The 25,904-nt window shown below is 32.0% G+C and carries 27 protein-coding genes and 1 riboswitch; of the genes, 15 read left to right on the plus strand and 12 right to left on the minus strand.

Features of this window, described 5'->3' with window-relative positions; translation table 11 throughout:
- The first annotated feature begins 123 nt into the window (after positions 1–123).
- Positions 124–1,467: a branched-chain amino acid-like transporter carrier protein BrnQ3 gene (gene brnQ, locus HMPREF2580_RS06610; RefSeq protein WP_070831364.1), complete on the plus strand. Its 1,344-nt coding sequence runs from the start codon at positions 124–126 to the stop codon at positions 1,465–1,467.
- Positions 1,468–1,611: 144 nt separating this feature from the next.
- Here brnQ and HMPREF2580_RS06615 read toward each other — a convergent pair whose 3' ends face one another.
- Genes HMPREF2580_RS06615 through HMPREF2580_RS06625 form a run of 3 tightly spaced genes read right to left on the minus strand, consistent with a single transcriptional unit; the run spans position 1,612 to position 3,689 of the window.
- Positions 1,612–2,745 (minus strand): toxic anion resistance protein, encoded by a 1,134-nt coding sequence (locus HMPREF2580_RS06615; protein ID WP_070832588.1) that lies wholly within the window; start codon positions 2,743–2,745, stop codon positions 1,612–1,614.
- 22 nt (positions 2,746–2,767) lie between these two features.
- On the minus strand, positions 2,768–3,394 hold the full coding sequence (locus tag HMPREF2580_RS06620; RefSeq protein WP_037541443.1) for a 5-bromo-4-chloroindolyl phosphate hydrolysis family protein: 627 nt from the start codon (positions 3,392–3,394) through the stop codon (positions 2,768–2,770).
- A gap of 25 nt (positions 3,395–3,419) precedes the next feature.
- The gene (locus tag HMPREF2580_RS06625) at positions 3,420–3,689 is read right to left on the minus strand and encodes an acylphosphatase (RefSeq protein WP_002442828.1); all 270 of its coding nucleotides are present in this window, start codon (positions 3,687–3,689) and stop codon (positions 3,420–3,422) included.
- A gap of 159 nt (positions 3,690–3,848) precedes the next feature.
- Between HMPREF2580_RS06625 and msaA the strand changes: the two genes are divergently transcribed.
- The 6 genes from msaA to HMPREF2580_RS06655 all read left to right on the plus strand — a co-directional run bounded on the left by msaA (position 3,849) and on the right by HMPREF2580_RS06655 (position 7,519).
- Positions 3,849–4,157, plus strand: coding sequence for a regulatory protein MsaA (msaA, locus tag HMPREF2580_RS06630; RefSeq protein ID WP_070831367.1), 309 nt, complete (start codon positions 3,849–3,851; stop codon positions 4,155–4,157).
- 182 nt (positions 4,158–4,339) lie between these two features.
- Complete coding sequence (cspA, locus tag HMPREF2580_RS06635) at positions 4,340–4,540, plus strand: cold shock protein CspA (protein WP_002433901.1); 201 nt, start codon at positions 4,340–4,342, stop codon at positions 4,538–4,540.
- 373 nt (positions 4,541–4,913) lie between these two features.
- A complete protein-coding gene (locus tag HMPREF2580_RS06640; protein ID WP_070831370.1) occupies positions 4,914–5,495 on the plus strand; it encodes a type II CAAX endopeptidase family protein in 582 nt (193 codons plus the stop codon).
- Between the two features lie 5 nt (positions 5,496–5,500).
- A complete protein-coding gene (locus HMPREF2580_RS06645; protein WP_070831372.1) occupies positions 5,501–5,911 on the plus strand; it encodes an Msa family membrane protein in 411 nt (136 codons plus the stop codon).
- Positions 5,898–6,761 (plus strand): ABC transporter ATP-binding protein, encoded by an 864-nt coding sequence (locus HMPREF2580_RS06650; protein WP_070831375.1) that lies wholly within the window; start codon positions 5,898–5,900, stop codon positions 6,759–6,761. Before HMPREF2580_RS06645 ends, HMPREF2580_RS06650 begins: the two co-directional genes overlap by 14 nt.
- An 8-nt stretch (positions 6,762–6,769) precedes the next feature.
- Positions 6,770–7,519 carry a hypothetical protein gene (locus tag HMPREF2580_RS06655; RefSeq protein ID WP_070831377.1) on the plus strand — a complete coding sequence of 250 codons (750 nt, stop codon included), beginning with the start codon at positions 6,770–6,772 and terminating at the stop codon, positions 7,517–7,519.
- Positions 7,520–7,652: 133 nt separating this feature from the next.
- On the opposite strand, the gene lysA is transcribed toward HMPREF2580_RS06655, so the two are convergent.
- From lysA to HMPREF2580_RS06700, 9 genes are all read right to left on the minus strand, one after another.
- Entirely contained in the window at positions 7,653–8,918 is a 1,266-nt protein-coding gene (gene lysA / locus HMPREF2580_RS06660) for a diaminopimelate decarboxylase (protein ID WP_070831380.1), read from the minus strand.
- Positions 8,919–9,995 carry an alanine racemase gene (locus tag HMPREF2580_RS06665; RefSeq protein WP_070831383.1) on the minus strand — a complete coding sequence of 359 codons (1,077 nt, stop codon included), beginning with the start codon at positions 9,993–9,995 and terminating at the stop codon, positions 8,919–8,921.
- Positions 9,996–10,000: 5 nt separating this feature from the next.
- Positions 10,001–11,152 carry an amidohydrolase gene (locus HMPREF2580_RS06670; protein WP_070831386.1) on the minus strand — a complete coding sequence of 384 codons (1,152 nt, stop codon included), beginning with the start codon at positions 11,150–11,152 and terminating at the stop codon, positions 10,001–10,003.
- 183 nt (positions 11,153–11,335) lie between these two features.
- Positions 11,336–12,055, minus strand: a complete 720-nt coding sequence (gene dapD, locus HMPREF2580_RS06675; RefSeq protein ID WP_070831388.1) for a 2,3,4,5-tetrahydropyridine-2,6-dicarboxylate N-acetyltransferase — start codon at positions 12,053–12,055, stop codon at positions 11,336–11,338.
- A gap of 26 nt (positions 12,056–12,081) precedes the next feature.
- The gene (gene dapB, locus HMPREF2580_RS06680) at positions 12,082–12,807 is read right to left on the minus strand and encodes a 4-hydroxy-tetrahydrodipicolinate reductase (RefSeq protein WP_070831391.1); all 726 of its coding nucleotides are present in this window, start codon (positions 12,805–12,807) and stop codon (positions 12,082–12,084) included.
- Positions 12,804–13,691, minus strand: a complete 888-nt coding sequence (dapA, locus tag HMPREF2580_RS06685) for a 4-hydroxy-tetrahydrodipicolinate synthase (RefSeq protein ID WP_070831394.1) — start codon at positions 13,689–13,691, stop codon at positions 12,804–12,806. Before dapA ends, dapB begins: the two co-directional genes overlap by 4 nt.
- Before the next feature lies 1 nt (position 13,692).
- Positions 13,693–14,682: an aspartate-semialdehyde dehydrogenase gene (locus tag HMPREF2580_RS06690; RefSeq protein ID WP_070831397.1), complete on the minus strand. Its 990-nt coding sequence runs from the start codon at positions 14,680–14,682 to the stop codon at positions 13,693–13,695.
- Between the two features lie 68 nt (positions 14,683–14,750).
- Positions 14,751–15,953, minus strand: coding sequence for an aspartate kinase (locus HMPREF2580_RS06695; protein WP_070831400.1), 1,203 nt, complete (start codon positions 15,951–15,953; stop codon positions 14,751–14,753).
- A gap of 86 nt (positions 15,954–16,039) precedes the next feature.
- Positions 16,040–16,216: riboswitch (Lysine riboswitch) on the minus strand.
- Positions 16,217–16,520: 304 nt separating this feature from the next.
- Positions 16,521–18,128, minus strand: coding sequence for an ABC-F family ATP-binding cassette domain-containing protein (locus HMPREF2580_RS06700; protein WP_002442807.1), 1,608 nt, complete (start codon positions 18,126–18,128; stop codon positions 16,521–16,523).
- 217 nt (positions 18,129–18,345) lie between these two features.
- On the opposite strand from HMPREF2580_RS06700, the gene cvfB reads away from it, so the two are divergent.
- The 8 genes from cvfB (at position 18,346) to pstA (ending at position 25,891) form a co-directional block, all read left to right on the plus strand.
- A complete protein-coding gene (gene cvfB, locus HMPREF2580_RS06705; protein ID WP_070831403.1) occupies positions 18,346–19,242 on the plus strand; it encodes an RNA-binding virulence regulatory protein CvfB in 897 nt (298 codons plus the stop codon).
- Positions 19,243–19,657: 415 nt separating this feature from the next.
- The gene (locus HMPREF2580_RS06710; RefSeq protein ID WP_083321676.1) at positions 19,658–20,293 is read left to right on the plus strand and encodes a DUF443 family protein; all 636 of its coding nucleotides are present in this window, start codon (positions 19,658–19,660) and stop codon (positions 20,291–20,293) included.
- Positions 20,294–20,412: 119 nt separating this feature from the next.
- Positions 20,413–20,721 carry a DUF443 family protein gene (locus tag HMPREF2580_RS12535; protein ID WP_371106731.1) on the plus strand — a complete coding sequence of 103 codons (309 nt, stop codon included), beginning with the start codon at positions 20,413–20,415 and terminating at the stop codon, positions 20,719–20,721.
- 349 nt (positions 20,722–21,070) lie between these two features.
- Positions 21,071–21,730, plus strand: a complete 660-nt coding sequence (locus tag HMPREF2580_RS06720) for a DUF443 domain-containing protein (RefSeq protein ID WP_070831409.1) — start codon at positions 21,071–21,073, stop codon at positions 21,728–21,730.
- Between the two features lie 69 nt (positions 21,731–21,799).
- The gene (locus HMPREF2580_RS06725; RefSeq protein WP_256326449.1) at positions 21,800–22,441 is read left to right on the plus strand and encodes a DUF443 family protein; all 642 of its coding nucleotides are present in this window, start codon (positions 21,800–21,802) and stop codon (positions 22,439–22,441) included.
- Positions 22,442–22,878: 437 nt separating this feature from the next.
- Positions 22,879–23,850 carry a PstS family phosphate ABC transporter substrate-binding protein gene (locus tag HMPREF2580_RS06730; protein WP_070831414.1) on the plus strand — a complete coding sequence of 324 codons (972 nt, stop codon included), beginning with the start codon at positions 22,879–22,881 and terminating at the stop codon, positions 23,848–23,850.
- A 207-nt stretch (positions 23,851–24,057) separates the two neighbouring features.
- On the plus strand, positions 24,058–24,984 hold the full coding sequence (gene pstC / locus HMPREF2580_RS06735; protein WP_070831417.1) for a phosphate ABC transporter permease subunit PstC: 927 nt from the start codon (positions 24,058–24,060) through the stop codon (positions 24,982–24,984).
- A 1-nt stretch (position 24,985) separates the two neighbouring features.
- Entirely contained in the window at positions 24,986–25,891 is a 906-nt protein-coding gene (pstA, locus tag HMPREF2580_RS06740; protein WP_002442790.1) for a phosphate ABC transporter permease PstA, read from the plus strand.
- The last annotated feature ends 13 nt before the right edge of the window (positions 25,892–25,904 follow it).

Below are 25,904 nucleotides of genomic sequence, written 5' to 3' on the forward strand. Positions count from 1 at the left end.
TTTAAAATATGAAGATATTTACATTATATAAGTTTTTAAATTTTCTGAAATTATATAGACTTATAAATCTTAATTATGATAGAATGTTGAATGTTGCATTATTAGATAAAAAGGAGCAGCATTATGAATAAAAATACTTGGATTATAGGTTTTACCTTATTTGCCATGTTTTTCGGTGCGGGAAACCTTATTTTTCCAACAAATCTCGGTCTCGATAGTGGACATTTCTTGTGGCCGGCTATACTTGCATTTGCTTTAACAGGTATAGGTCTACCTTTATTAGGTGTCGTCGTAGGGGCTTTAGACCATCAAGGTTATATCGGGGCATTTAATAAAATTTCACCAAAATTTTCTTTAATATTTTTAATTATTATATACTTAACAATCGGACCATTGTTTGCAATTCCTCGTACAGCTTCAACATCATTTGAAATGACGATTACACCAATTGCTCATACAAATGGAAGTTTAGCTTTATTAATTTTTACTATCATCTATTTTTTAATCGTTCTTTATTTATGTCTCAATCCAAATAAAATGATTGATAGAATTGGTTCATTACTTACACCTTTATTGCTCATAACTATCTTAGCTATGATTATTAAAGGTTTTGTAGATTTCGGAGGGCAGACACCAGATGCTGGTAACACAAAACTGTTCCATTCTGCATTTGGTAGTTTCTCACAAGGCTTTACTCAGGGATACTTAACAATGGATGCAATAGCTTCAATTGCGTTTTCAATGATCGTCGTTAATGCGGTGAAGGCTACTGGCATTCAGCATGCTGATAAGATTTTCAAACAAACGATGATAGCAGGGCTTATCGCTGCTGTAGCTTTAGTTTTTATTTATATTTCATTAGGATTTATCGGTAATCATATGCATGTCACTCCTGGGAAAATGAAAGAACTCACAGCAAACGATCAAAACGTGGGTACTTATTTACTAACTACGATGGCAGCTACCGGTTTCGGTACTTTTGGTAAATACTTATTAGGTATTATTGTTGCACTAGCATGTTTGACTACAGCTTGCGGACTTATTGTCTCAGTGAGCCAATATTTCCATCGTATTTTACCTAAAATCCCTTATAAAGTGTATGTCATTATTTTTACTTTAATAAGTTTCATCCTAGCAAACCAAGGGCTTAATTCAGTAATAACGATGTCTGTACCGGTGTTGAGTATTGTTTATCCAATCGCCATTACAGTTGTATTGCTCATATTAATTGCTCGTTTTGTTCCAACCAAACCCATCGCTCAACAAATTCCGCTTGTTGTTATAGCGATTGAGTCTATTTTAAGTTTAATCACTACGCAAGGCTGGATTAAAATATCTTTTATAGATCATTTACCATTAAAACACTATTCACTTGAATGGTTCCCGATTGCTGTGGTTGCTACAATCATTGGTTATATTGTTTCTTACTTTGTTAAACAAAAGACCATCGCATATCAAAAAGAGTAATACCATAATAAAAATTTAAATATGACTATGTAAAAGGCACTCATAACGGAAGTAATCTTTTAGAAGTGCACCCAAAAGTTGGAATTAAATCTAACTTCAGAGGATGCACTTTATTTCTACTTCGTATGAGTGCCATTTTTATATTTATTCTTTTCTCATAGATAACAAGTGTTGCTTTAAATCTTGTTCTAGACCATTCAGTTCTTTTTCAGCAGCTTGACGTTTTTGACGTCCGTCTTGCTGAATTTGTAACGTTTGTTCAATTGTTTCTATGATATCACTTTGTGTTGTTTTTAGTGTTTCAATATCAACAATACCACGCTCATTTTCAGTAGCCGTTTCGATTGCATTCTGTTTAAGCATAGAAGCATTCTGTGTTAGTAAATCATTTGTCGTATCTGTAACGGCTCGTTGTGCTGAAACTGCATTGCGTTGGCGCATTAATGTTAAAGCAATTGCCATTTGATTCTTCCATAAAGGAATACTTGTAAGAATTGAGCTTTGGATTTTTTCAGCTAATGCCTGATTAACATTTTGAATCATACGAATTTGTGGTGCAGTTTGAATCGCAATTTGTCGAGATAATTGCAAATCGTAAATTCGCTTTTCTAAACGATCTACGAATTGTTCCATATCAGCAACGGCTTGAATATCCATTTGATTTCCAGAGTGTTGCGCTTTGTCCTGTAACTCTGGTATCGTTTCTGATTGAATCTGCTGTTTCTTACGCTGAGCTGCTGCAATATATAGTGTTACATCATCAAAATATTTTTTATTTTGGTCATAAAGACCGTCTAACAACTCAATATCTTTCGTTAAATTACCTTTATGCTTGTCTAGCTGAACCGTAATTCGATCAATTTGCGAACTTACAGATTGCATTCTAGAGAAAACTTCATTTATAGAAGCTTTCGTTCTTCTAAATAGTCGTTTAAGCTTAGATTGTTTGTTTGGATCTAAATCATTAGGATTAACAGACTTTAATTTTCCCATTAATTGATTAAGAGAATCACCAACCGGTCCCATATCTTTAGATTGAACTTCATCTAACATTTGATGAGAAAATTGAGACATGCTTTGTTGTAAATTCGTACCAAATTGTAACAAACCTTCATGATCTAAAGGTTTAATTTGCTGACTAATTGTTTCTATTTTTTGTTTGTCTTCCTCACTAAATTGAGGTTCAAAGTCTTGAGCCACTGTTGGATTTTGAGTTGAATTATCTTGAATATATTGATCGAGTGGATGCGATTGATTGCTGTTTAATTCGCGCGTCATCTCATTCATCTCTCCATTTCTGTTATACATCTTTACGACGTTCCTGTTCCAATTTATTTAATTCCATTTCAATATCAAGTCTTTCATAATCTTCTTCATTTAAACGTTTCAAATCTGCTACTAACGTTCGTTTCACTTCATCCAAAGTAATTCGTGTTTGTTCAAGCTTTTGCTTTTCTTCTTTTGACTTCCTTGGCATGCGAGCTAAACGTGTATACGAATCTACCAAATTAAGCGCATTGTCTAAATGAGAATAAAAGAAACCTTCTACTTTGAAAAACATCCCTGGACGTTGTTTAATACTCGTATATATTGAACGAGAAATACGATAAATATCATTAACCTGTCTAAAATCTTTAATAGATCGTATATTTATAAATGATTTTAAAATGTTTCTAATCTTTAATTGAGCTTGGTTAAGCTGCGCTCTAACATATCTATAGTCTCTTCGCGATAATCCGATTTCATTAAGATATTTACGTGAAGTGAGTCTTTGAGTAGGGAAGTAAGATGCTAAAAAACCAACTATCCCTATAACACCATCAATTAAAAAGGATAAATCCCAAGCAAAAACAGTAACTAACCAAACGACAAAAGCTACTGGTATACCCACTAACACTCCAAATATACGAGAAATGTTATATCTCAAATGTCATCTTCCTTTATATTAAAGTTTAAATCGTTTTAAATTCTGTTAAGGAGTCATCGGTATCTAAATCTTCAATAGTATAATTCGTAACCGATGAAGCAGGTGAAGCACCTTTAATTACCGATTGTATAAATTGTTCTAACTCTTTATTATTACCTTGCGCATATATATCTACATAGTCTTCAACATTCTGAACTGTCCCTTTAATATTGTATTCTCTAGCGATACGTTCAGTATAGAATCTGAATCCCACACCTTGAACAGTTCCGAAAACTTGAATATGTTTACGTTGCATAATATCACCTCATGTTTTCATTATACGTATTTTAGTTGTAAAAAACTAATAATTGCTATACGTACTATCGGCCAAAAGTATGAGTCTTGAAACTTGATTTTGAATTATGAAAAGTTACAATTGAGGTTATAGGTTTTAAACATGGAAGGGGATTTTGAAATGTGGACAGTTGCAAAGATTAGGGCTGACTACGAAGGTTGGTGGCTATTTAGCGATTGGCCCGAAAAAGTTGTTGAAAGATTAGATTTTAATACCTATGACGACATGTTGGCAAGGTACAGAGAATTACTTCAAGAATGTAAGAATTGTTTTGATAATTATGTAGTGGGAAAGTACAATATTCATGCCTTTTACAATAATTGCGACTTGAATTTTTGCGAAGATTGCGAAGAAGATTTACAAATATTTTATAGTTTTATTATTTTAAAAAATAATGAGGTTTATTTTAATCTTCCAAAAATTGATTAAATGATAATTTTCTATAATTGTATTGCAATTTAGCTATGACTAAACTATAATGATTATTAAGCAATTGTTTTATTCCATATTGCAAAGAATATTTGGATTTATCATACATATAAGCACACGTATTTTTTGTAATATGCGAATAACGCATATTGAAAGAATTTAGTCTTGGAGGTTTCAGAATTATGAAACAAGGTACAGTTAAATGGTTTAACGCTGAAAAAGGTTTCGGCTTCATCGAAGTTGAAGGAGAAAACGACGTATTCGTACACTTCTCAGCAATCAACCAAGATGGTTACAAATCATTAGAAGAAGGTCAATCAGTTGAATTTGAAGTAGTTGAAGGCGACCGCGGTCCTCAAGCTGCAAACGTTGTTAAACTATAATAAATAGATTGTAATTATTGACTTTAACTAACACCTTACCAAGATGTAGGGTGTTTTTTATATCAATACATACAGTATCTCAGAAAGAAATCGATGTTAATTTCTTTCTGTTTTTTTATGCCCAAAAATAAGAATTAAGAGTATCTAATTATTTTTTGCATGTCTGTGTCTAAAGAAAGAAAAACATAACTTCTTCAACACTTCCACCAAATAATATAGTACGCAATATATTTTTTGTTGATTTATTAATGTAAACGCTTTATAATAAAAGTGATAAGTAGGGGGAAGGAGACAATGTTATGCCAAATCCTTTTAAATTATTGCAGGTTTCAATTGGTCGTTTTTATTTTGGTTACCGTGGTCGTTTCATTAAATGGTAAATTATAAAATTGAAAAATTAAAGCTAATTAATTTATTCATATCAATAAGTATTATTATTATTACTGTAATTGTACTAAATATAAGTATTGGAATAATAGCATACCTTAAATTATCTGAATATTTCGAATTTTTATTAATGATTCTTACTCTTATAATAAGTTTTATATTAATACCTACTTATCTCTCTTCAATATTTAATTATAAAACTAATCCATTTAAGTTGTTAACTACACAAAATTTACTTTCATATTTTATAGTCTTATTAATTTTAATAGTTTATGTTGATGATTTTAAGTTAATTACATTCTATTTCTTTATAGCTTTAGGAGAAGAATATTTATTTAGGGAAGTACTATTTAACATTTTGCTAAATAACTTCAGTTTATTAATTTCTATTTCTATTGGCTCTTTACTATTTGCTTTAATCTTACATCTCAATGAGTCATTGGTATCTAATCTATTAATAAGATTTCCCTCAAGTATAATTTTGTATGTTATAAGATATAAATTCAAAATTAGTTTTTCAATTATCGCTCATTGGATATATAATGTTTTAACTGTAGTAATGAGGTGAATTTCATGAAATCAATATTATTATCCCTATTTTTAAACTGTATATTTTTCTCAATTTTAGCTCTTTTAGAATTACGCATTGATGTTTACTTGGCAAATTTATTAATTATTTTAGTCCCATCCATTACATCAGCTATCTTAATTATTTTCACTTCAAAAATGAAATTATATTTATGGTTAAATGTAATTTCAAACCTAATTTTTTACATTATTTATAGTAAATATATAATGCATCTAGATGGTTATTTGTCCTATATCGAGAGGGCACAAATCAATAATAGTGATATAGAAATTAAAATATCTCCAAATATGCTTGAACTATCTCAGATTATCTTTTTATTTTTTGTTTATTTAATACCTCAAATGATTGTAGTTTTTATTAAACATAAAAGAGGTGAAATCAATGCTAGAATTTAGAAATGTGTATAAATCTTTTAGGAAGAAAGAAGTATTATGTGATGTTAATTTCAAATTATCTGCCGGAGAAAAAGTAGGTCTTATAGGTTCTAATGGGTCAGGAAAATCAACATTAATGAAACTAATAGCTAAAACTCAATTACCATCTAAAGGAAAGGTTTATTTTAACAATATAGATATACATAAATCTCACAATATGATAAAAGATTTTTCTTTCATGATAGGACAAATATATTATCCTGAGTTAAATGCAAGGCAAAATATTGAAAATTACCTAAAAATTAATAATAAGATGAGCTATATAAGTGAAATTCAAACGATGCTAAACATTGTAGGTCTAGAAGATAATGAAAAGAAGGTTAAAAATTATTCGTATGGAATGAAACAAAGACTTTGTTTAGCTATTTGTTTAATTACCCAACCAAAAGTAGCTGTATTAGATGAGCCATTTTTAGGACTGGATCCATTAGGGGTAAGGGAATTAAATAATATCATTGAGAAATATTCAAAAGAAAAAAATACTCTATTTTTAATATCTAGCCACCAGTTAAAAGAATTAGAAGGACTTTGTGATAGATTTCTATTATTAGAAAACCACCAAATTAAAGAAATTGACTTACATAATAGAATAATCACTCAAAAGTTAATATTCAAAAATACTTTAAGCAATGCTTCAGAATTAAAAGATAATTTCAGGTTCATCAAAAAAATTGATGGCAATACAATAACAATTATTAATAAGGATGAAGAAGTAGATCTTACAAATTTACTTAATTTAGTAGGTAAAAACCCCTTAATAAAAATAGAAAGCAATGATAATCTATTATCTTCATATTTCTATAAAGAGTAGGTAATATTATGTTTAAATTTAACTTCTTATATATTTCAAAGATTCGTGCAACTTGGATGCCATACCTCATTGGACTTTATCCTCTCTTGATATTCCTAGCTGAATTACTTAATAGTAATTTTCTTTCATTATCAGCAACTCAAACGAATAGTGTAAGCTTTGTAGAATTATTTATCGCAATATATGATACTCAACAAAAAGCAATGCTATCACTTATAATTATTGGATATTTATCTTCTTTATTATTTTATAGCGAAATTAGCACAGGAAGACTATTATTTTATAAGGATCAAAGTCGTTACAAAATCTTTAATTCTAAATTAACATCTATTATTTCTAGTTATTTTATATTCTTATCCATTTTATTATTATCAACATTAGTAGTTTATTTGTTTTATGTTAACAACCATGAGTATTCATCTCATTCTTTTATGTTAAATAACTCAGAATTAAATCATACTCTAATCTTAAATCTTCTTGGGATTTTTTTAACTGATTTATTCTTAATTTTCTATGTTGTTATTTTTTCTGTGAAATTTAATTCTGGGATAACTATTATCAGTATGATTTTATGTTATGTAGTCATAAAGATTACAGACAATATCAATAAAATCAAGTTTTTCCCTTCAAATTTCACAAATTTAGATACCGATAAAAGTTTTATTTTAAACTTATCAGTAATGAGCTCTATTACTATTGTTTATATAATCATTATTTATCTCATAGCAATTACGATATTCAGAAAAATTCAATTTTAAATTTCATTTAATTTAAATTAAACAAAAACGCCTTGGATAGGTTCAGTACATCATCTATCCAAGGCATTTTCAAATTGTTTTTACTTAAAATCATATTGATAGTAGGTGAGCTTTTACTCGCTCATTTTTACTATTATTTCGTATCATTTATAATTAATTGTCTCAGTGATTGACGTTTAATCACTTCACGTGCTTTTCCATCTTTTAAGAAAAATACGGATGGCTTTTGCATTTGATTATAATTGGAAGCCATTGAATAATGATATGCACCTGTAGACAAGATAGCTAAGTAGTCTCCTCGTTGAACTGAAGAAGGTAATTTAGCATTTTTAATTATAATATCTCCAGATTCACATAATTTACCAGCGATTGTCACAGTATCATCCGCTTCTTCATGTCTATTAACCAATAACGCTTGATATTTAGCATCATATAACGCAGTACGGATATGATCACTCATACCACCATCCACTGATACATATTTATTAACTTCAGGAATCTCTTTAATTGTACCAACCTCATATAACGTAATTCCTGCTTCACCTACAATTGAACGTCCAGGTTCAATACCAATTTCAGGTAACTCATAATTCAATGATTGTACTGTCTCTTTGATAGCATCAGTAATTTCAGCAATGCCTTCTTCAATAGGGAAACTTACATCTTCCTCAACGTATTTGATTCCAAAACCGCCACCTAAGTTAAGTAAGTCTACCTGAATATCATTGTCAGATAACCAATTCAACACAATCTTAGCCGTTTCAATCATCGCTTCAGTTCCTTCAATTTGAGATCCTACATGGAAGTGAACACCTTTTAATTGTAAGTGCTTAGAAGTTTTTACTTTATTGACCGCTTCAAGTGCTAAACCATGCTTAATTGAAAGACCAAACTTACTATCTTCTTGTCCTGTTTGGATAAATTCATGCGTATGCGCCTCAACACCTGGATTAACGCGTATAACGACATTCACATCATTACTTGCATATTTATCGATTAAGTCAATCTCTTCTAACGCATCGATCACGAAATAACCAATACCATTTTCTAATGCATATTGGATTTCACGTTTAGTTTTGTTATTCCCATGGAAGTGGATACGACTTGCATCAAAGCCAGCTTCTAATGCAGTATAAAGTTCACCTTCAGAAACAACATCTAATTGTAAATCTTCTTCTTGAACAAGTTTTACCATTTGAATACACGTAAATGCTTTAGAGGCATACGATATATTATATTTTAAACCGCTTTTCTTAAATGCTTCATGATATCTGCGCATTTGAGTACGGATTTGATCTTCATCATAAACGATAGTAGGGGTACCAAAGCTTTGAGCAACCGTCTTTAAGCTTGTACCTTCCATAGTTAATTCGCCATAATCATTATATTCTACTGCCATTTATATGTACTCCTTTATTAGAGAATCGTGGTTCATAGCGCTCAGTTGTTCAGAATTCGCGCCCACACCTTTGAATGTAAATTCATCAATGCGTATATCGTTATTATATAATACTACTTCATCTTGTGCATGAACTTCGTCATCTACTTCAACAAACATATGACTCATCATTAGCGCTCTAATTGGATAACGTTTTCCGTTTATCATAGCTTCATGTCGTGCCCTTGATTTAAGAATACCATCACCATATCCAACATCAACGACGGCTAATCGTGTATGGTCTTTTGTGGCCTCAAAGGCAAAGCTATACCCACAATAATCTCCGGCATTTACTTCACGTGTCTGAATCACATTTCCTTTAACTGTTAAAGACTGTTGAATACGACTTGTATCTAACTTGCTATAAGGCCTAGACCCGTAAAGCGCAATACCCACACGCGCATGAGTATGATAGGGAAGAACTTGTTGACCTTCGCGATAATAACTCGCACTATTTTGCGCATGTATCATTTCAAATATATAGCCTTCCTCGAGCAAAGTATTTAATACATTTAACCAAGCTTTACGTTCTATACCATATTCCGGCACATCAAATTCATCTGCATATCCGAAATGTGTCCATAGACCCGAAATAATCATTTTTTCGCTATTGTCATTTTGAGCATGGTCTTCCAGAACCTCATGTAGCTCATCTAAATCTTTAAATCCTGAGCGATGTAATAAATTCTCAAACTCTAAATGAACATGAATACCTTTTAAATCCTCTTTGTACTCGTAATAATATACTAAAGAGGGAAGGGTCATGTGAATTTGATATTCTCTTACAGTATCAAAGTCATATACTGCATTCATTAGGAAAATCGTTGCATGAGGTGCGATTTCTCTTACACGCACAGCTTCTTTCAAAGACGTAGTACTAAACGTATTAATACCTGCCTTCAAAAATTGTTTCACTGCAAATTCCAAACCGTAATGGTAAGCATTGTTCTTAACAACTGCCATAATAGGTTGTTCATTTCTAACGTTTACAGCATTCTGATAAAACGCTTCTGTATCTACTGACCAAATTGCTGTCAATTGCCTTACACCTCTTTATAATTTCTTAGTAATTGTTCATAATAATTCGCTACATCAATTAATACCTTTTCATCGAAATTAAGATGAGAGGTATGTAAACCTGTGACATAACCTTTATCTTTATTCTGAGTACCTACAAATGCAAAATAAGATGGCGCAAGTTGTTGACCATAAAAACTGAAATCTTCACCAAATAAGAACGGGGTAGGTTTATCAATAACTTCTAAATTAGCACCTTCTAAAGCACGTTCAACACTTTCACGCAACTTAGGGCTATTCATTGTAGGTGGGTAACCTTCCTCAAATTTGACTTGGCATTCAACATTAAATAGCAACTTTACACTTTCGGCAATCTTATTCATCTGCTGTTTAACGACGGTTAAATCATCTACGTCATAAGTACGGATTGTACCTTCAAGATAACCATGACTTGGTACAGTATTGATGGCTTCTCCCGCTTCAAAGTGACCCATATGAACGATATTACGTTTCAAACCATTGAGGTGATATTGTTGAATCTGTCCTACTTGAGTTAAAACATGCTGAAGCGCTTCACCACATGAATGACCTTGTTCCTTATCAGCAACATGACTAGATAAACCATTTAAATAGAAGCGATATTCTGTCGCACTTGCTGTAATTTCTTCATCACGAATAACAACTCTTCCTTCTTCAGCAAAAGGATTCACATGAATGCCGAATACAGCTTCGATAGGATATTTATCGAATGCGCCTGCTTTAATCAATCGATTGGCACCTCCGCCAGTTTCTTCGGCAGGTTGGAAGATAAAGACTACATTATGAGGTAATTCTCCTTTATCGGCCATCGCTTTACAACGTGTTACGAATAACATCAACGCCGTCGTATGACCATCATGTCCACACGCATGCATGACATTATCCATTTTGCTTCTATATTCTACTTCATTTTCCTCAAATATAGGTAAAGCATCAATATCTGCTCGAAAGGCTATAGTATGACCACTTTGACCTTCTAAATAAGCAATAGCGCCCGTTTCAAGAGGGCGATCGTATGTCACTCCCAATTCATCTAGAAATTGCGTAATATATTTCGTTGTTTCAAACTCATGTAAACTTAATTCTGGATATTGATGTAAATGTCTTCTATGTTTCGTTACAAATTCTAATTCATTCATCTTAATCATTCCTTGTATGAAGTTTTATTCTTTAATTATGTATTTATAACTAGAGGAGGTGCTTCATTTTATAATAAAAAGGTGAAACAAATGAATAGAACTCAACATCAGCGTTCGATAGTATCATTTGCTTCAACCTTTTAACATTCATTTATTGGAAAATGACTAACACATAACTACTTATTAATCATTTAACTTTCTTAAAGCAGAGACAATTTCACGTTTTGAGTCTTCAACTTCAGACGTTTGTTTAATCACCTTAGCAGGCGTTCCAGCAACTACAGCACCAGCAGGGACATCTTGAGTTACGATTGCACCAGCTGCCACAATAGCACCTTCGCCCACACGTACACCTTCAAGAATAACTGCATTGGCACCAATTAATACATTATCTTCAATGACCACTGGATCAGCGCTTGGTGGTTCAATAACACCAGCTAGTACGGCACCAGCACCCACGTGAACATTTTTACCTGTTGTGGCACGACCGCCTAATGTCGCATTCATGTCTACCATTGTGCCTTCACCAACAACTGCACCAATATTAATCGTTGCACCCATCATTACAACAGCACCATCTTCAATGATTGCTTGTTCACGTATAAATGCACCTGGTTCAATACGTGCATTAGTATGAGTTAAATCTTTAAGTGGAATTGCTGAATTACGTCGATCCATTTCAATTTCTACATCTTCAATGCGAGTTTGATTTTGTTCATAGAACGGTTTCCAGTCATCCGCTTCACAGAAGATAACTTTAGATTCTGCTGAACCAAAAACTTTAAACGATTCAGGGAATGTGACACCATCAAAACGACCATTCACATATACTTTTAATGGCGTTGATTTCTTTGCATCACTGATATATTGAATAATTTCCTGTGCAGTTAAATGTTGTACCATAGTTTATATTCTCCTTTGTTTAACGTTTATAAATTATCGAAAGTGTAATAACCATTTTCTTTGTGGATTAACTTTTCAGCAGCGCCTATAGCTCCATTTGCGAAAATATCTTTCGATTGCGCTTTATGTGAAATGGTAATCGTTTCATCAGTACCAGCAAATAAAATATCATGCTCGCCAACGATAGTACCGCCTCGTACTGCGTGTATACCTATTTCATCTTTTGAACGTTTCTCAGTTTTATCATGTCGGTCATATACAGGAGTGCTTTGCACTCTGAGTTCCTTGATAACATCATATAATTTGACTAGTGTGCCACTTGGGGCATCGACTTTTTTATTATGATGTGCTTCAGTTAATTCGATATCAAAATCTTGAAGTAGGGGAACAGCCGTTTCTAAGATTTTAGTAAGGGCGTGAATGCCATAACTCATATTCGCACTAAAGAAAACGGGCATATTTTGACTTAACTTTTCCAATTTAGTAATTAACGTATCCTTCTCACCAGTCGTAGCAATCACCAAAGGTAAATGAAATGTATCATTTAATAATGGAAATAGTAATTCCGGATTAGAGAAGTCAATTGCAACATCCACATGTGCTTCAGCTTCTGCAATACTGTTGTAATGTGTGTACGGTGTCGATGCTTTAGGAGTTCGATCTATAACACCAACGATTTCATGACCTTTTTCTTCAGCTAATCTTGCAACACGTTGATTCATAGCACCATAGCCTATAAGTAGTATCTTCATGATTGTTCACCTGCTTTAAACTGATCATAAGCTTGCTCTAATACTTTGCGCTCTGCATTTTCTAAAGGAATAAGCGGTAATCTTAATTCATAATTACCAAATCCTAAGTGTGCAGTAAGGGCTTTAATTGGAATAGGATTGACGTCTACTGATAGTGAATCTAATAATTTTCTAATAGGTTCAAACTGTGTTGAAATATCCTCTCCACTTTGTTTAGCATCATATAAATGTTGGAATTCTTGCGGAATAACATTTGCGATAACTGATATAACACCTTTACCACCGCGTTGATAGAATTCAACGACATTGTCATCATTACCACTATATAATGCGAATTCGTCTTGATTAATACGTTGTTTAACTTCTTCCATATAATCAAAATCATTTGTCGCATCTTTAAGCGCTACAATATATTCGTTGTGACTAAGGGTTTCTACAGTTTCAGGTTCGATTGTCATATTTGTACGAGAAGGCACATTATATAAGACAACCGGTAATTTCACTTCATTTGCTATCGTTTCAAAATGTTTAATTAATCCACGTTGATTCGTTTTATTATAATAAGGTGTAATCAGCATAACTGCATCTGCGCCTATATCTTTTGCACGTTTCGATGCTTGAATAGATTTCTGAGTATTATTCGTACCAGTTCCTGCAATAATAGGAACTTTATTATTTACTAATTTCACTACTGTTTCAAGTACTTGTTCTTTCTCTTCATCAGTAAGAGTAGGGCTTTCTGCTGTTGTACCATTCACTATAATCGCTTGAGTTTGATTTTCTAATAAAAATTGTACATGTCTTTCTAATGCGTCGTAATCAACTTCATTATTTGTAAAAGGAGTAGCAAGAGCTACACCAACGCCTTCAAACATGTGTGTCATATTATCGAGCTCCTTTCAAAGTTAAAACTTGTTCTAATACTTGTACTGCGTTTAATGCTGCTCCTTTAAGGAGATTGTCAGATGTACACCATACATGGAATGTATTATCTAATGAATCATCGCGACGGATTCGACCTACAAAGACTTCATCTTTACCTGTAGAGTGAATCGCTAATGGGTATTCATTTTTCTCAGGATTGTCTACAAGTACAACTCTGTCATCTTGATCAAATAATCGTTGAATATCTTTGACCGTCGCGTCTTTATCTAATGTCACGTCAATTTCAATACTATGACTGTCTTGAACTGGTACACGTACACAAGTTGCAGTCACTTTCAAATCTTTATCGTTTAAAATTTTTCTTGTTTCATCAATCATTTTTTGTTCTTCTTTGGTATAACCATTTTCAAGAAAAACATCGATGTGAGGTAAAACATTATTATAAATCGGGTGAGGGTATGCCTCCGGTTCTTTACCATTAGCGCCCTCAGATAAATCTCTTTTACCCTTGATACCTGAGCCTGAAACCGCTTGATAAGTCGTATAAGCCACGCGTTTCAATCCATAAGCATCTTTTAAAATTTTAAGAGGTACTACTGATTGAATAGTTGAACAGTTAGGGTTTGCAATAATTCCACGTGTGAATTTAGGTTCATTCACTTCAGGAACAACTAGGTCTACATCTTCAGTCATACGCCATTGGCTTGAGTTATCAATAACTATGGCACCCGCTTGTTCGAAGAGTGGGGCAAAATGTTCACTTGTACCACCACCTGCACTCATTAACACGTAGTCGAAATGTTCACTTGCTGCTTCATCTGTTAATTCTTGAACGGTATATGTTTGACCTTGGAATTCAACTTTCTTTCCAGCTGAGCGTGCTGATGAGAAGAGGACAAGCTCATCGAAAGGAATATTTTTACGGTCTAATGTTTCTAACATTTTTGTTCCTACTAAACCTGTTGCTCCGGCTACTGCTAATCTTGTCATAATAAAGTCACTCCATTTGTAATATTGGTAATTTTAAGAAAATTCTTAATAAATATATTATATCAACTTTAGATATCAAAGGCTTTGTATAATTCTTCGACTGCTCTTTGACCATTTTCAGCATCAATCACATACGAGATACTAATTTCTGAGGTAGTCGTTTGATAGAATGGTATCTTCGAATTAATGAGAGTCATAAATGCTTTAGAAGCTACACCTGACATATCTCTCATACCTGAACCGATGAGTGAAATCTTAACGTATTCTTCATTGATTTTATAATCTAATGCGTCAAATTGTGCTGATAAATTTTCAAGAATTGAAGAAATTTGATGAACGTCACTGTCTTTAATTGAAAATGATAGCTGTAAACCTTCAAGATTCACGATTTGAGAAATCATATCGACATTGACTGAACCTTCTTCTAATTCTGTAAATAATTGAGTTAGTAAGCGATTATCTGGAAGGGGATAGCTAATCGTTACGTGCATCATGTGTGTATCTAAAGCTACCCCTGTGACGGCTTTTTTCTCTAATAAATCTGTTCTAGACATAATCCATGTTCCTTTCAAATTTGATAATGTTCTTCCTAAATAAAGCTGGATATCATAGTTCTTAGCAAGCTCAACACTTCGCGTTTCTAGTACGCCTGCACCAAGCGCGCTCATTTCCATCATTTCTTCATATGAAACATATTCTAAACGCTTCGCATGACTTAATATTCTAGGATCCGTCGCATAAACACCATCAACATCTGTATAGATTTCGCAAGGCGTTTGGTTACTTGCTGCTAAGGCTACTGCGGTTGTATCTGAACCTCCACGACCTAGTGTAGTTAATTCAAATTCATCGTTAATGCCTTGGAATCCTGCAACCACAAGTACATCATGTTTTTCAAATGCTTGATTAAATGTTTCTGGATTAATCTCGGCAATTTTACTTTTTAAATGATGGCCAATCGTTTTAATGCCTGCTTGATATCCTGTCATTGCTTTAGCACTTACACCAATGTCATTGAGTACCATTGAAAGGTAGGAGACGGTTTGTTGTTCGCCAGTGGTAAGTAAAAGCGCAAGTTCTTGATCTTTAGGTGTGGAAGTCAATGAAGACACATTTTCCATTAATTGATCAGTCGTTTTGCCCATTGCACTGACCACAACGATTAATTCTTCTCCTTTGTCTACACGTGTTTTAAGCATTTCAGCAATATTTTTTATTTTTGTAAAATCGCTGACGGAAGAACCGCCAAATTTCAAAACACTTCTGTTCAATTTTAGTCCTCCTGTTTAATAAGGAAGGCACACACGATGTAAAAAAAGAGCAAGTTCGGAATGCGCGAACTTGCTCTACATTTATGTACAAGTGATGCACTCCATTATTTAATAATAATGACAAACTTTTAGCTCTTAACCAAAAAGTCCAACGACTCATAACTGCTATTATGAATTGTTTCGGCATCGCACCCTTTCAAAATTAGTTGCTAGCAGGCAAAATTCTAAATTTTACTCATGATTGATGCGCCTCATCAAAATCTTATTCAATTGATATGTGTTTATTATACATAGAGTACATATCTCTGTAAACCAATATGTTAGATTTTTTGAAATATACTGAAAATTTTAGGGTAAGTTCAATTCATCTGTGATTTAATATTAAGAAATACTTTTATAAGTAGTACCATTTAATAGTTTTAGTTTTTAATCAGTGAGGAGAAGTGTGAAAGAAGTTTGGCAAAAGAGAGTAAAGTTGTTTATTAAAGAAATGCAGTCTAGCAAAACTTAAAGTAAAATAAAAACCTCTCGAGAATCTTCTGACTCTCAAGAGGTAACATTGCTTCATTAATTATTTTGTAAAACGCCAATTTCTTGTAAATATTCTTCATAAGGGACTTCTTTGGATAAACCACCTTGTTGATTTAAATCAATCACGCGATTAGCGATTGTATTAATAAATTCGAAGTCATAAGAAGTGAAAATGATAGAACCTTTAAATGATTTTAAACCATCGTTCACTGCAGTAATACTTTCTAAGTCTAAATGGTTTGTTGGCTCATCAAGTAATAAAACATTCGCACTTGATAACATCATTTTACTTAACATACAGCGAACTTTTTCACCACCGGATAAGACGCTTGCTTTTTTCTTAACTTCTTCGCCGCTAAATAACATACGTCCTAAGAAACCACGTAAGAATGTTTCAGTTTGTTCGTCTTCAGGTGCATATTGACGTAACCAATCTACTAAATTCATGTCTACGCCATCAAAGAATTCAGAGTTATCTTTAGGGAAGTAGCTGAGCGATGTTGTGACACCCCATTTGAATGTACCTTCATCAGGTTCCATTTCACCAGCTAAGATCTTAAGTAAAGTTGTTTTAGCAATTTCGCTATCACCGATTAAGATGGCTTTATCATTCGGATTCATTGTGAATGAAATGTTATCTAATACTTTTTCACCATCAATTGTTTTAGAGAGATTTTCAACTGTTAATAAATCATTTCCTATTTCACGTTCAGGAGTAAATTTAACATATGGATATCTTCTTGAAGATGGTTGGATATCATCCAATTCAATTTTGTCTAGTTGCTTTTTACGACTTGTCGCTTGTTTAGATTTAGAAGCATTCGCTGAGAAACGAGCAATAAAGTCTTGTAACTCTTTAATTTTTTCTTCTTTTTTCTTGTTTTGCTCTTGAGCCATTTTTTGAGCTAATTGGCTTGATTGATACCAGAAATCATAGTTTCCTACATAGACTTTAATTTTTCCGAAGTCTAAATCGGCAATGTGTGTACATACGTTGTTTAAGAAGTGACGGTCGTGAGATACGACGATGACCGTATTTTCAAAATTAATTAAGAAATCTTCTAACCAACTAATAGCAGGGATATCTAGACCGTTTGTAGGCTCGTCAAGTAGAAGTACGTCAGGATCTCCAAATAAACTTTGAGCTAATAATACTTTCACTTTTTGATTGTTTTCAAGCTCAGACATTTTCTTGTCATGTAAATCCGCTTGAATACCTAAACCAGATAATAGGTTCGCTGCGTCAGCTTCCGCATTCCAACCATTCATTTCTGCGAATTCGCCTTCAAGTTCAGCTGCACGAATACCATCTTCGTCGCTGAAATCTGGCTTCATGTAAATCTCATCTTTTTCTTTCATTACTTCATATAAACGCTCATGTCCTTTAATCACGACATCTAATACGCGCTCATCTTCGTATGCAAAGTGATCTTGCTTTAATACAGCTAGACGTTCATCTTTTCCTAATGAAACATGACCCGTTTGTGAATCAATTTCGCCAGATAGAATCTTTAGAAACGTTGATTTACCTGCACCGTTTGCACCAATTAAGCCATAACAATTACCTTCAGTAAATTTAATATTTACATCTTCAAATAGTTTACGATCACCGAAACGTAAACTTACATCAGTTACTTGTAACATGCATTTGCTCCTTTATCGTTATTCTAACGGAGAAATTATATCATATAATAGTAGGAGTTTCGACCTCGTTGCCATAGTAATGATAGAATGCGTGACTCATGTTATAATTGAAAGGAATTTTATCGTATCGAATCATTTATTTTAGTTTGAAAAGAACTATTTATATAGAAGGAACATGAATGAAATTTAAAAATCACATGATTATAAGGAGAACAGAATGGCATTAGATAAAGATATCGTAGGTTCAATAGAATTTCTAGAAGTAGAAGGATTGCAAGGTTCTACTTATTTATTAAAAGGACCAAACGGCGAACAAGTAAAATTAAATCAGTCAGAGATAGCAGAAGAAGATGAATTCGAAATAGGGGAAGAATATAGCTTCTTCGTTTATCCTAACCGTTCGGGCGAACTTTTTGCTACACAAAATATGCCTGACATAACGAAAGATAAATACGATTTCGCAAAAGTATTAAAAACAGATCGTGACGGTGCACATATCGATGTAGGCTTACCACGTGAAGTATTAGTTCCATGGGAAGACTTACCAAAATTAAAAGAATTATGGCCACAAGCCGGAGATTACTTACTTGTTACATTAAGAATAGACAGTAATAATCAAATGTTTGGTCGTCTTGCAAGTGAAACAATTGTAGAAGGAATGTTTACACCAGTCATGGATGAGAGTAAACAAAACGAAATGATAGAAGCACGAGCATATCGCTTATTAAGAGTAGGAAGTTTCTTATTAAGCGAAGATGGCTACAAAATCTTTGTACATGAATCTGAACGTAAAGAAGAGCCTCGTTTAGGTGAAAAAGTTGAGGTGCGAATCATCGGTCATAATGATAAAGGCGAATTAAATGGTTCATTCCTACCACTAGCTCATGAACGTCTCGATGATGATGGCCAAATTATTTTCGATTTACTAGTTGAATATGATGGCGAGTTGCCATTTTGGGATAAATCAAGTCCTGAGGCTATTAAAGAAGTATTCAATATGAGTAAAGGCTCATTTAAACGTGCCATTGGTCATTTATATAAGAAGAAAATTATCAATATCGAAACAGGCAAGATTACTCTTACTAAAAAAGGTTGGAGTAGAGTAGAAGAGTAGCATATTGGGTTAGGACTTATTTCTTACAGCATGTAGGGAATAAGTCTTTTTATTTATTAAGTAAAGTCCCTTTATTATTTCCATCTTTTATATTTACAATTTCTACTAAAAATCAATTTATAAATCATTATAAAAAACTAGGTATCACGTATAATAATTGGTACAATATTTATATAAAATATTATATATACGTTTTACAGGTTTCAATAAAATCAAGATAAATAACAACTAAGTAAAGTAATTTAGGGAGAGCGACTAGTATTTTTACAATAATACAAAGTGCTTAGCAAAAGAACTTGAGGATGTTTAAAATTTTTTAACCAATCCGAAAAACAGTGTCATCATCATTTTAAGATAATAAATTTTAATAAGGGGAGAGGAGGATACATGTATTAATAAAATTACTATAGAGACAATAGAGAAAAATAGTAAATACAAAATTATAAATTATGATAATACATATTACATTATAAATCTCAATAGAAATAAAATATTCTACATATTTCCGTTGTTGAATTATATTACACGTCAACCACTTATAGAAGTTAATAAAAATGAGTTGAAAGATATAAGGACAGCATTTATTTCTAAAAACGAGAAAAACAAACGTGACTCATTAAATATCTTAGGGGCTGGGGTAGCTGTTTTAATTGCAACTTTAACAAGGTCATTAATTGATAACTTGAACTTTTCTACAAATATTTTAATTAATATTATGTTTGTATTAATCGCAATTATTCCAATTGTCTTAATAAAAAGTATCGTTGATAGAAAAAAGAAAACTAAGTTAGGTATAGAATTAAGTTATGCTGAAAGCAAAGCATTTATACTGCCAAATTCTAAAGTTTTATTTCAAAATATCATTTATAACTTACCTATTACATTTATTTTCATTGCTACAACATATGGATTTCTGTGGTTAAAACAAACAAATATAATATTTGTTTTTGGAATAATGATATTTCTAACTTTTATCCTATTTCAAAATGTTATTTTATATGCGCAAACGACAATTGATGGAAAGATAGGGGAAATCAAATTGAACCGATAGCAGTATGGATTATAGTTAACTCAATTTTATTTTTCTTAAGTTAACTTATTTGAAAGATAATATTGGGGTTGTATTAAACATAGATATAAAAGGGGAGAAAAACAATCAATTCTATAACAATTGAATCTCTTAAAAAGAACAACAAATACAGATTGATACACAATAACGGAAAACACTATATAATAAACTTAAATCGTAATAAACTATCATTTATCTTGCCATTAATCAATTACATAACGCCTCACCCACTAAAAGAAATTAACGAACAGGAACTAAAAGATATAAAAACTGCGAACATTTCAAAGGAAGAAAAAGATAAAAATGATTCACTGATAGGGTGGACTGCTGGGATTGGCTCATTAATCGGAATATTAACTAAATCTATAGGTGATTATATGGATTTTTCAACTAACTTTATCTTAAATTAAGTAATAGTATTGCTAATTATCGTGCCTTTATTAATATTTAAAATTGTGATTAATAAAAAAGATGAAAGAAAAATTGATATTTTAATAGAAAATGCTCAACAAAGTGCATATGTATGGCCTCATTTTTCTATTTTACTGTCAAATATTTTAATTGGTATATCTTCCACTATTTTTTTGCTAGCTACAATTTATGCGTTTTTATTTATGACTATTTCAAACTTTAGTTTTATTTTCTTAATCGCATTTTTATTTTTTATTATTTTATTTCAAAACAACATGCTTTACTCATATGTTGAAATCCACGGCAAGATGGGGGAAATTAAAAGGAAATGATAGTAGGGAATTTATTATGGACAAAAAATTAAAAAGACAAATAGAAATTATAAGCATAAAAGGTAACAGTAAATATAAATTAATTAAATATGAGGGGAAAAACTATGTTATAGATCTCAATTCTAATAAATTGTCGTACATTATCCCACTGCTAAATTACTTTACTCCTCATAAATTAATAGAAGTATCATTAAATGATATAAATAATGAAAAAAGTATAACTAAAAATGAAGATAAATTTAATGAAGCTTTATTAAGCTTAAGTGTTGGTATAACTGTTATTTTAGGAGTTTTATTTAGACCTTTATTTGATTATGGAAACTTTCCATCAAGTAGAATTTTCAACTTATTGATAATTCTACTAACAAATTTTGCTTTAATATTAACGAAATTTATTTTCGACAAAAGAAAACGTGATGTTTTAGCCTTAAGAAATGGAACTAATGTAAAACTTGCATACATTTTACCTAATTTTAAAATCGTTATTAAAAATACGGTACTTTATTTGATACTTTCTTTTCTATATTTGATGTCTTTAATTGCATTTTATTCTATGGAAAATTCTAATATATTTTTCATACTAACAATGATTATATTTTTGTTACTTATTTTATTTCAGAATATTAGACTATATGGAAAAATAAAAATTTACGGAAAGATGTCTGAAATAAATTGAATGAGCTAAGTTATATAAATAATATTTTGCGCACAAAACTAGGAGTGAAAAATAATCAATTCTATAACCATCGAGACCGTTGAAAAAAACATCAAATATAAATTGGTATATTACAATGGCAAACACTATATAATAAACTTAAATCGAAATAAATTATCATTTGTTTTTCCAATGTTAAATTACTTAACGCGCCAACCTTTAGAAGAACTTAACGAACAAGAATTAAAAGATATCAAAACTACAAACATTTCAAAAGAAGTAGAGGAAAATAGAAGTGCTTTAATTTGGATATCTACTGGTATAGGTACATTTATATCCATAATGGCAAGACCAATCGTTGATAGTTTTGATTTTTCTAATAATATATTATTAAATTTATTACTTGTTTCTATAGTTGTTATACCAATGATTTTAATCAAATATAAAAGTGATAAAGTTTACAAAAAGAAGATTGGAAAATTAAAACAAAATCCAAATCAAAAAGCCTTTATTCTGCCAAAACTATCCATTTTAATAAAAAACATACTTATTAACGTAATATTTACCTTATCATTTTTACTTCTTCTATATGAATTTTTATTTCCAAAGGAGTCCAACTATTTATACATCTTTGGTATTATCGTATTTTTCTTTATAATATTATTTCAAAATTCTATTCTCTACGGTCAAACTAAAATTGAAGGTACAATTGGAAAAATTAAAGGAATATGATAGGTAGTTCTGTTTATTTAAAATATGATTTTCAAAAATTAATAATTATTAATATTAAACACCTTATTTTAGTTTAGACTATTTACCAAAACGCATTGCAGGATTAATGTCTTGTGATGCGTTTTTTCTAACTCGACATAGTTTTCAATTTCCCGAATTTTTGTATAATCCTCTCCTTTATCACTAGTATTTTATTTAACTAACTCCACTCCAAATTCATTAGCTCACGATAGCCATATTTGGAGGTTCCTTTTCAACCAAATCCCATAAAATATAAACTCCATCTATATCTCTATAAAACACGTCATATCAACCTTTAAACATTCTTAACAAAAGATTTACAATTACTCTATTTTTAATTAACAAAAGGTATGTATCATAAAAACTGTAAGAAATACATATAACATTAGGGTTATTTATATTAGGAGGATGTATCAATGAAAAAGTGGCAATTAGTCGGTACTACTGTATTAGGAGCTTCGTTCTTACTAGGCGCTTGTGGCGGTAATAATGGAGGTTCTGGAAGTGGAAGCGATCTTAAAGGTTCTGCAAAAGGTGAAGGTTCATCAACAGTAGCTCCAATCGTTGAAAAATTAAACGAAAAATGGGCTAAAGATCATAAAGACGCTAAAATTTCTTCTGGCCAAGCTGGTACAGGTGCTGGATTCCAAAAATTCATTGCTGGCGAAACTGATTTCTCAGACGCTTCAAGACCTATTAAAGATGAAGAAAAGAAAAAATTAGAAGATAAAGGTATTAAATACCACGAATTCAAAATTGCACAAGATGGTGTAACAATTGCAGTTAACAAAGATAACGACTTTGTTAAAGAATTAACTAAATCTCAATTAAAAGAAATTTACTCTGGTAAAGCTAAAACATGGAAAGATGTTAACTCTAAATGGCCAGACAAAAAAATCAATGCCGTATCACCTAACTCAAGTCATGGTACTTACGACTTCTTCGAAGAGGAAGTAATGGACAAACAAGATATCAAAGCTGAGAAAAATGCTGATACAAACGCTATCGTTTCTTCAGTAACTAAAAACAAAGAAGGTATTGGTTACTTCGGTTATAACTTCTACGAACAAAATAAAGATAAATTAAAAGAAGTTAAAATCAAAGACGATAACGGCAAATTAACTGAACCAACTAAGAAAACAATCAAAAATGGTTCATACGCTTTAAGTAGACCATTATTCATCTACGTTAAAGATAAATCATTAAAAGATAACAAAGTAATGTCAGAATTTATGAAATTCGTTCTTAAAGATGAAGGTAAATCAGCTGAAGATGCTGGTTATGTAGCTTCACCTAAGAAAACTTACAAATCTGAGTTAAAAGAATTAAATAAATTCGTAGACAAACACAAAAAATCAGATGACAAAAAATCTGACGATAAAAAATAATAAATAACGTACGAATTTTAAAGGGTTGGGAATTTGTGAAGGTATTTGACAAAGCGGTTAATCAACCGCTTTGTCTGTACTATTCAGCTTCAGGGAAGAGAATTGAGTCATTACTAAATGGTAATTTAATTAGTACTCAACAATTCCCTTTAGCAATTCCCAATCTTTTTTTAAATTATTTTGGGAGATTAAGAAAGAGGGTTTTACATGGCTTCACAAACGAATGTTAGAGAAATGATAGCTAAGAATAATGCTAAAAAGGGTGGAGCAAGCGATAAAATCGTTCCAATTATTCTAGGTATTATTTCAGCTATTTCAATCTTAACGACAATTGCTATTTTATTCACTTTGTTAACTGAGACGATTACTTTCTTTACACGCGTACCATTTTCTAAATTCTTTTTATCTGGTACATGGAATCCTACAGGTTCTTCACCAGAATATGGTATTTGGGCTTTAATCATTGGTACCTTGAAAATTACAATCATTGCCACTATCGTTTCTGTTCCTATCGGTTTAGGTGCAGCTATTTACCTTAATGAATATGCAAGCGATAAAGCACGTAGAATTATTAAACCAATTTTGGAAATTTTAGCAGGTATTCCTACAATTGTATTCGGTTTCTTCGCCCTTACATTTGTAACACCGCTTTTAAGAAGTTTTATACCTATATTAGGTGAGTTTAACTCTATCAGTCCTGGAATTGTTGTTGGTATTATGATTGTTCCAGTTATTACAAGTATGAGTGAAGATGCAATGTCTTCAGTTCCAAATAAAATACGTGGGGGTGCTTACGGCTTAGGCGCAACTAAATTTGAAGTTGCTACTAAAGTTGTTTTACCTGCAGCCACTTCAGGAGTTGTTGCATCAATCGTATTAGGGATTTCAAGAGCAATTGGTGAAACAATGATCGTTTCACTAGCGGCTGGTAGTTCGCCAACTTCATCTCTAAGCTTAACAAGTTCAATTCAAACCATGACTGGATACATTGTAGAAGTCGCAACCGGTGATGCACCATTTGGTTCTGATATCTACTACAGTATCTATGCAGTAGGTTTCACTTTATTCATCTTTACTTTACTTATGAACCTACTTTCACAATGGATTTCAAAACGCTTCAGAGAGGAGTATTAATATGACAGCGACAACAAATTCTAATAATAAAACGTTAATCGACAAAAACAAAGTCGACAAAAATATTTCTACTCGAGATACTAAGAATAAAGTTAACAAATGGTTATTCTTCCTCTGTACGTTAATCGGTCTTGTTGTGTTAGTAGCATTATTAGCACAAACCATCATCAAAGGAGCCGGCCATTTAACACCTGAATTCTTTACTAATTTCTCTTCTTCAACACCTGCAGATGCTGGTGTTAAAGGGGCAGTCATTGGTTCAATCTGGTTAATTGTTAGTATCATTCCAATCACAATTATTCTAGGTATTGGCACAGCTATTTATTTAGAGGAATATGCAAAGGACAATATTTTTACAAGCATAGTAAAAATAAGTATTTCAAACTTAGCCGGTGTGCCTTCAATCGTATTTGGTCTTTTAGGTTACACACTTTTCGTTGGAGCAGCTGGAATGGGAAACAGTGTTTTAGCAGCTGCATTAACAATGTCATTGCTTATTCTTCCAGTAATTATTGTTTCAAGCCAAGAAGCAATTAGAGCTGTACCCGGTTCTGTAAGAGAAGCTTCATTTGGTTTAGGTGCCAATAAATGGCAAACCATCAGAAAGGTTGTTTTACCAGCAGCACTACCTGGTATCTTAACTGGTTTCATTTTATCTTTATCTCGTGCATTAGGTGAAACGGCACCACTTGTAGTTATTGGTATTCCTACAATTCTATTAGCTACACCAAGTGGACTATTAGATCAATTCTCTGCTTTACCAACTCAAATTTATACTTGGGCTAAAATGCCTCAAGCTGAATTCCAAAATGTGGCATCAGCAGGAATTATCGTATTACTTGTTATCTTATTAGCAATGAATGCAATTGCGATTCTTTTAAGAAATAAATTCAGTAAAAAATATTAATATAGCTTATTGG

It is taken from the genome of Staphylococcus sp. HMSC036D05, assembly GCF_001836225.1.
GTDB lineage: Bacteria > Bacillota > Bacilli > Staphylococcales > Staphylococcaceae > Staphylococcus > Staphylococcus caprae.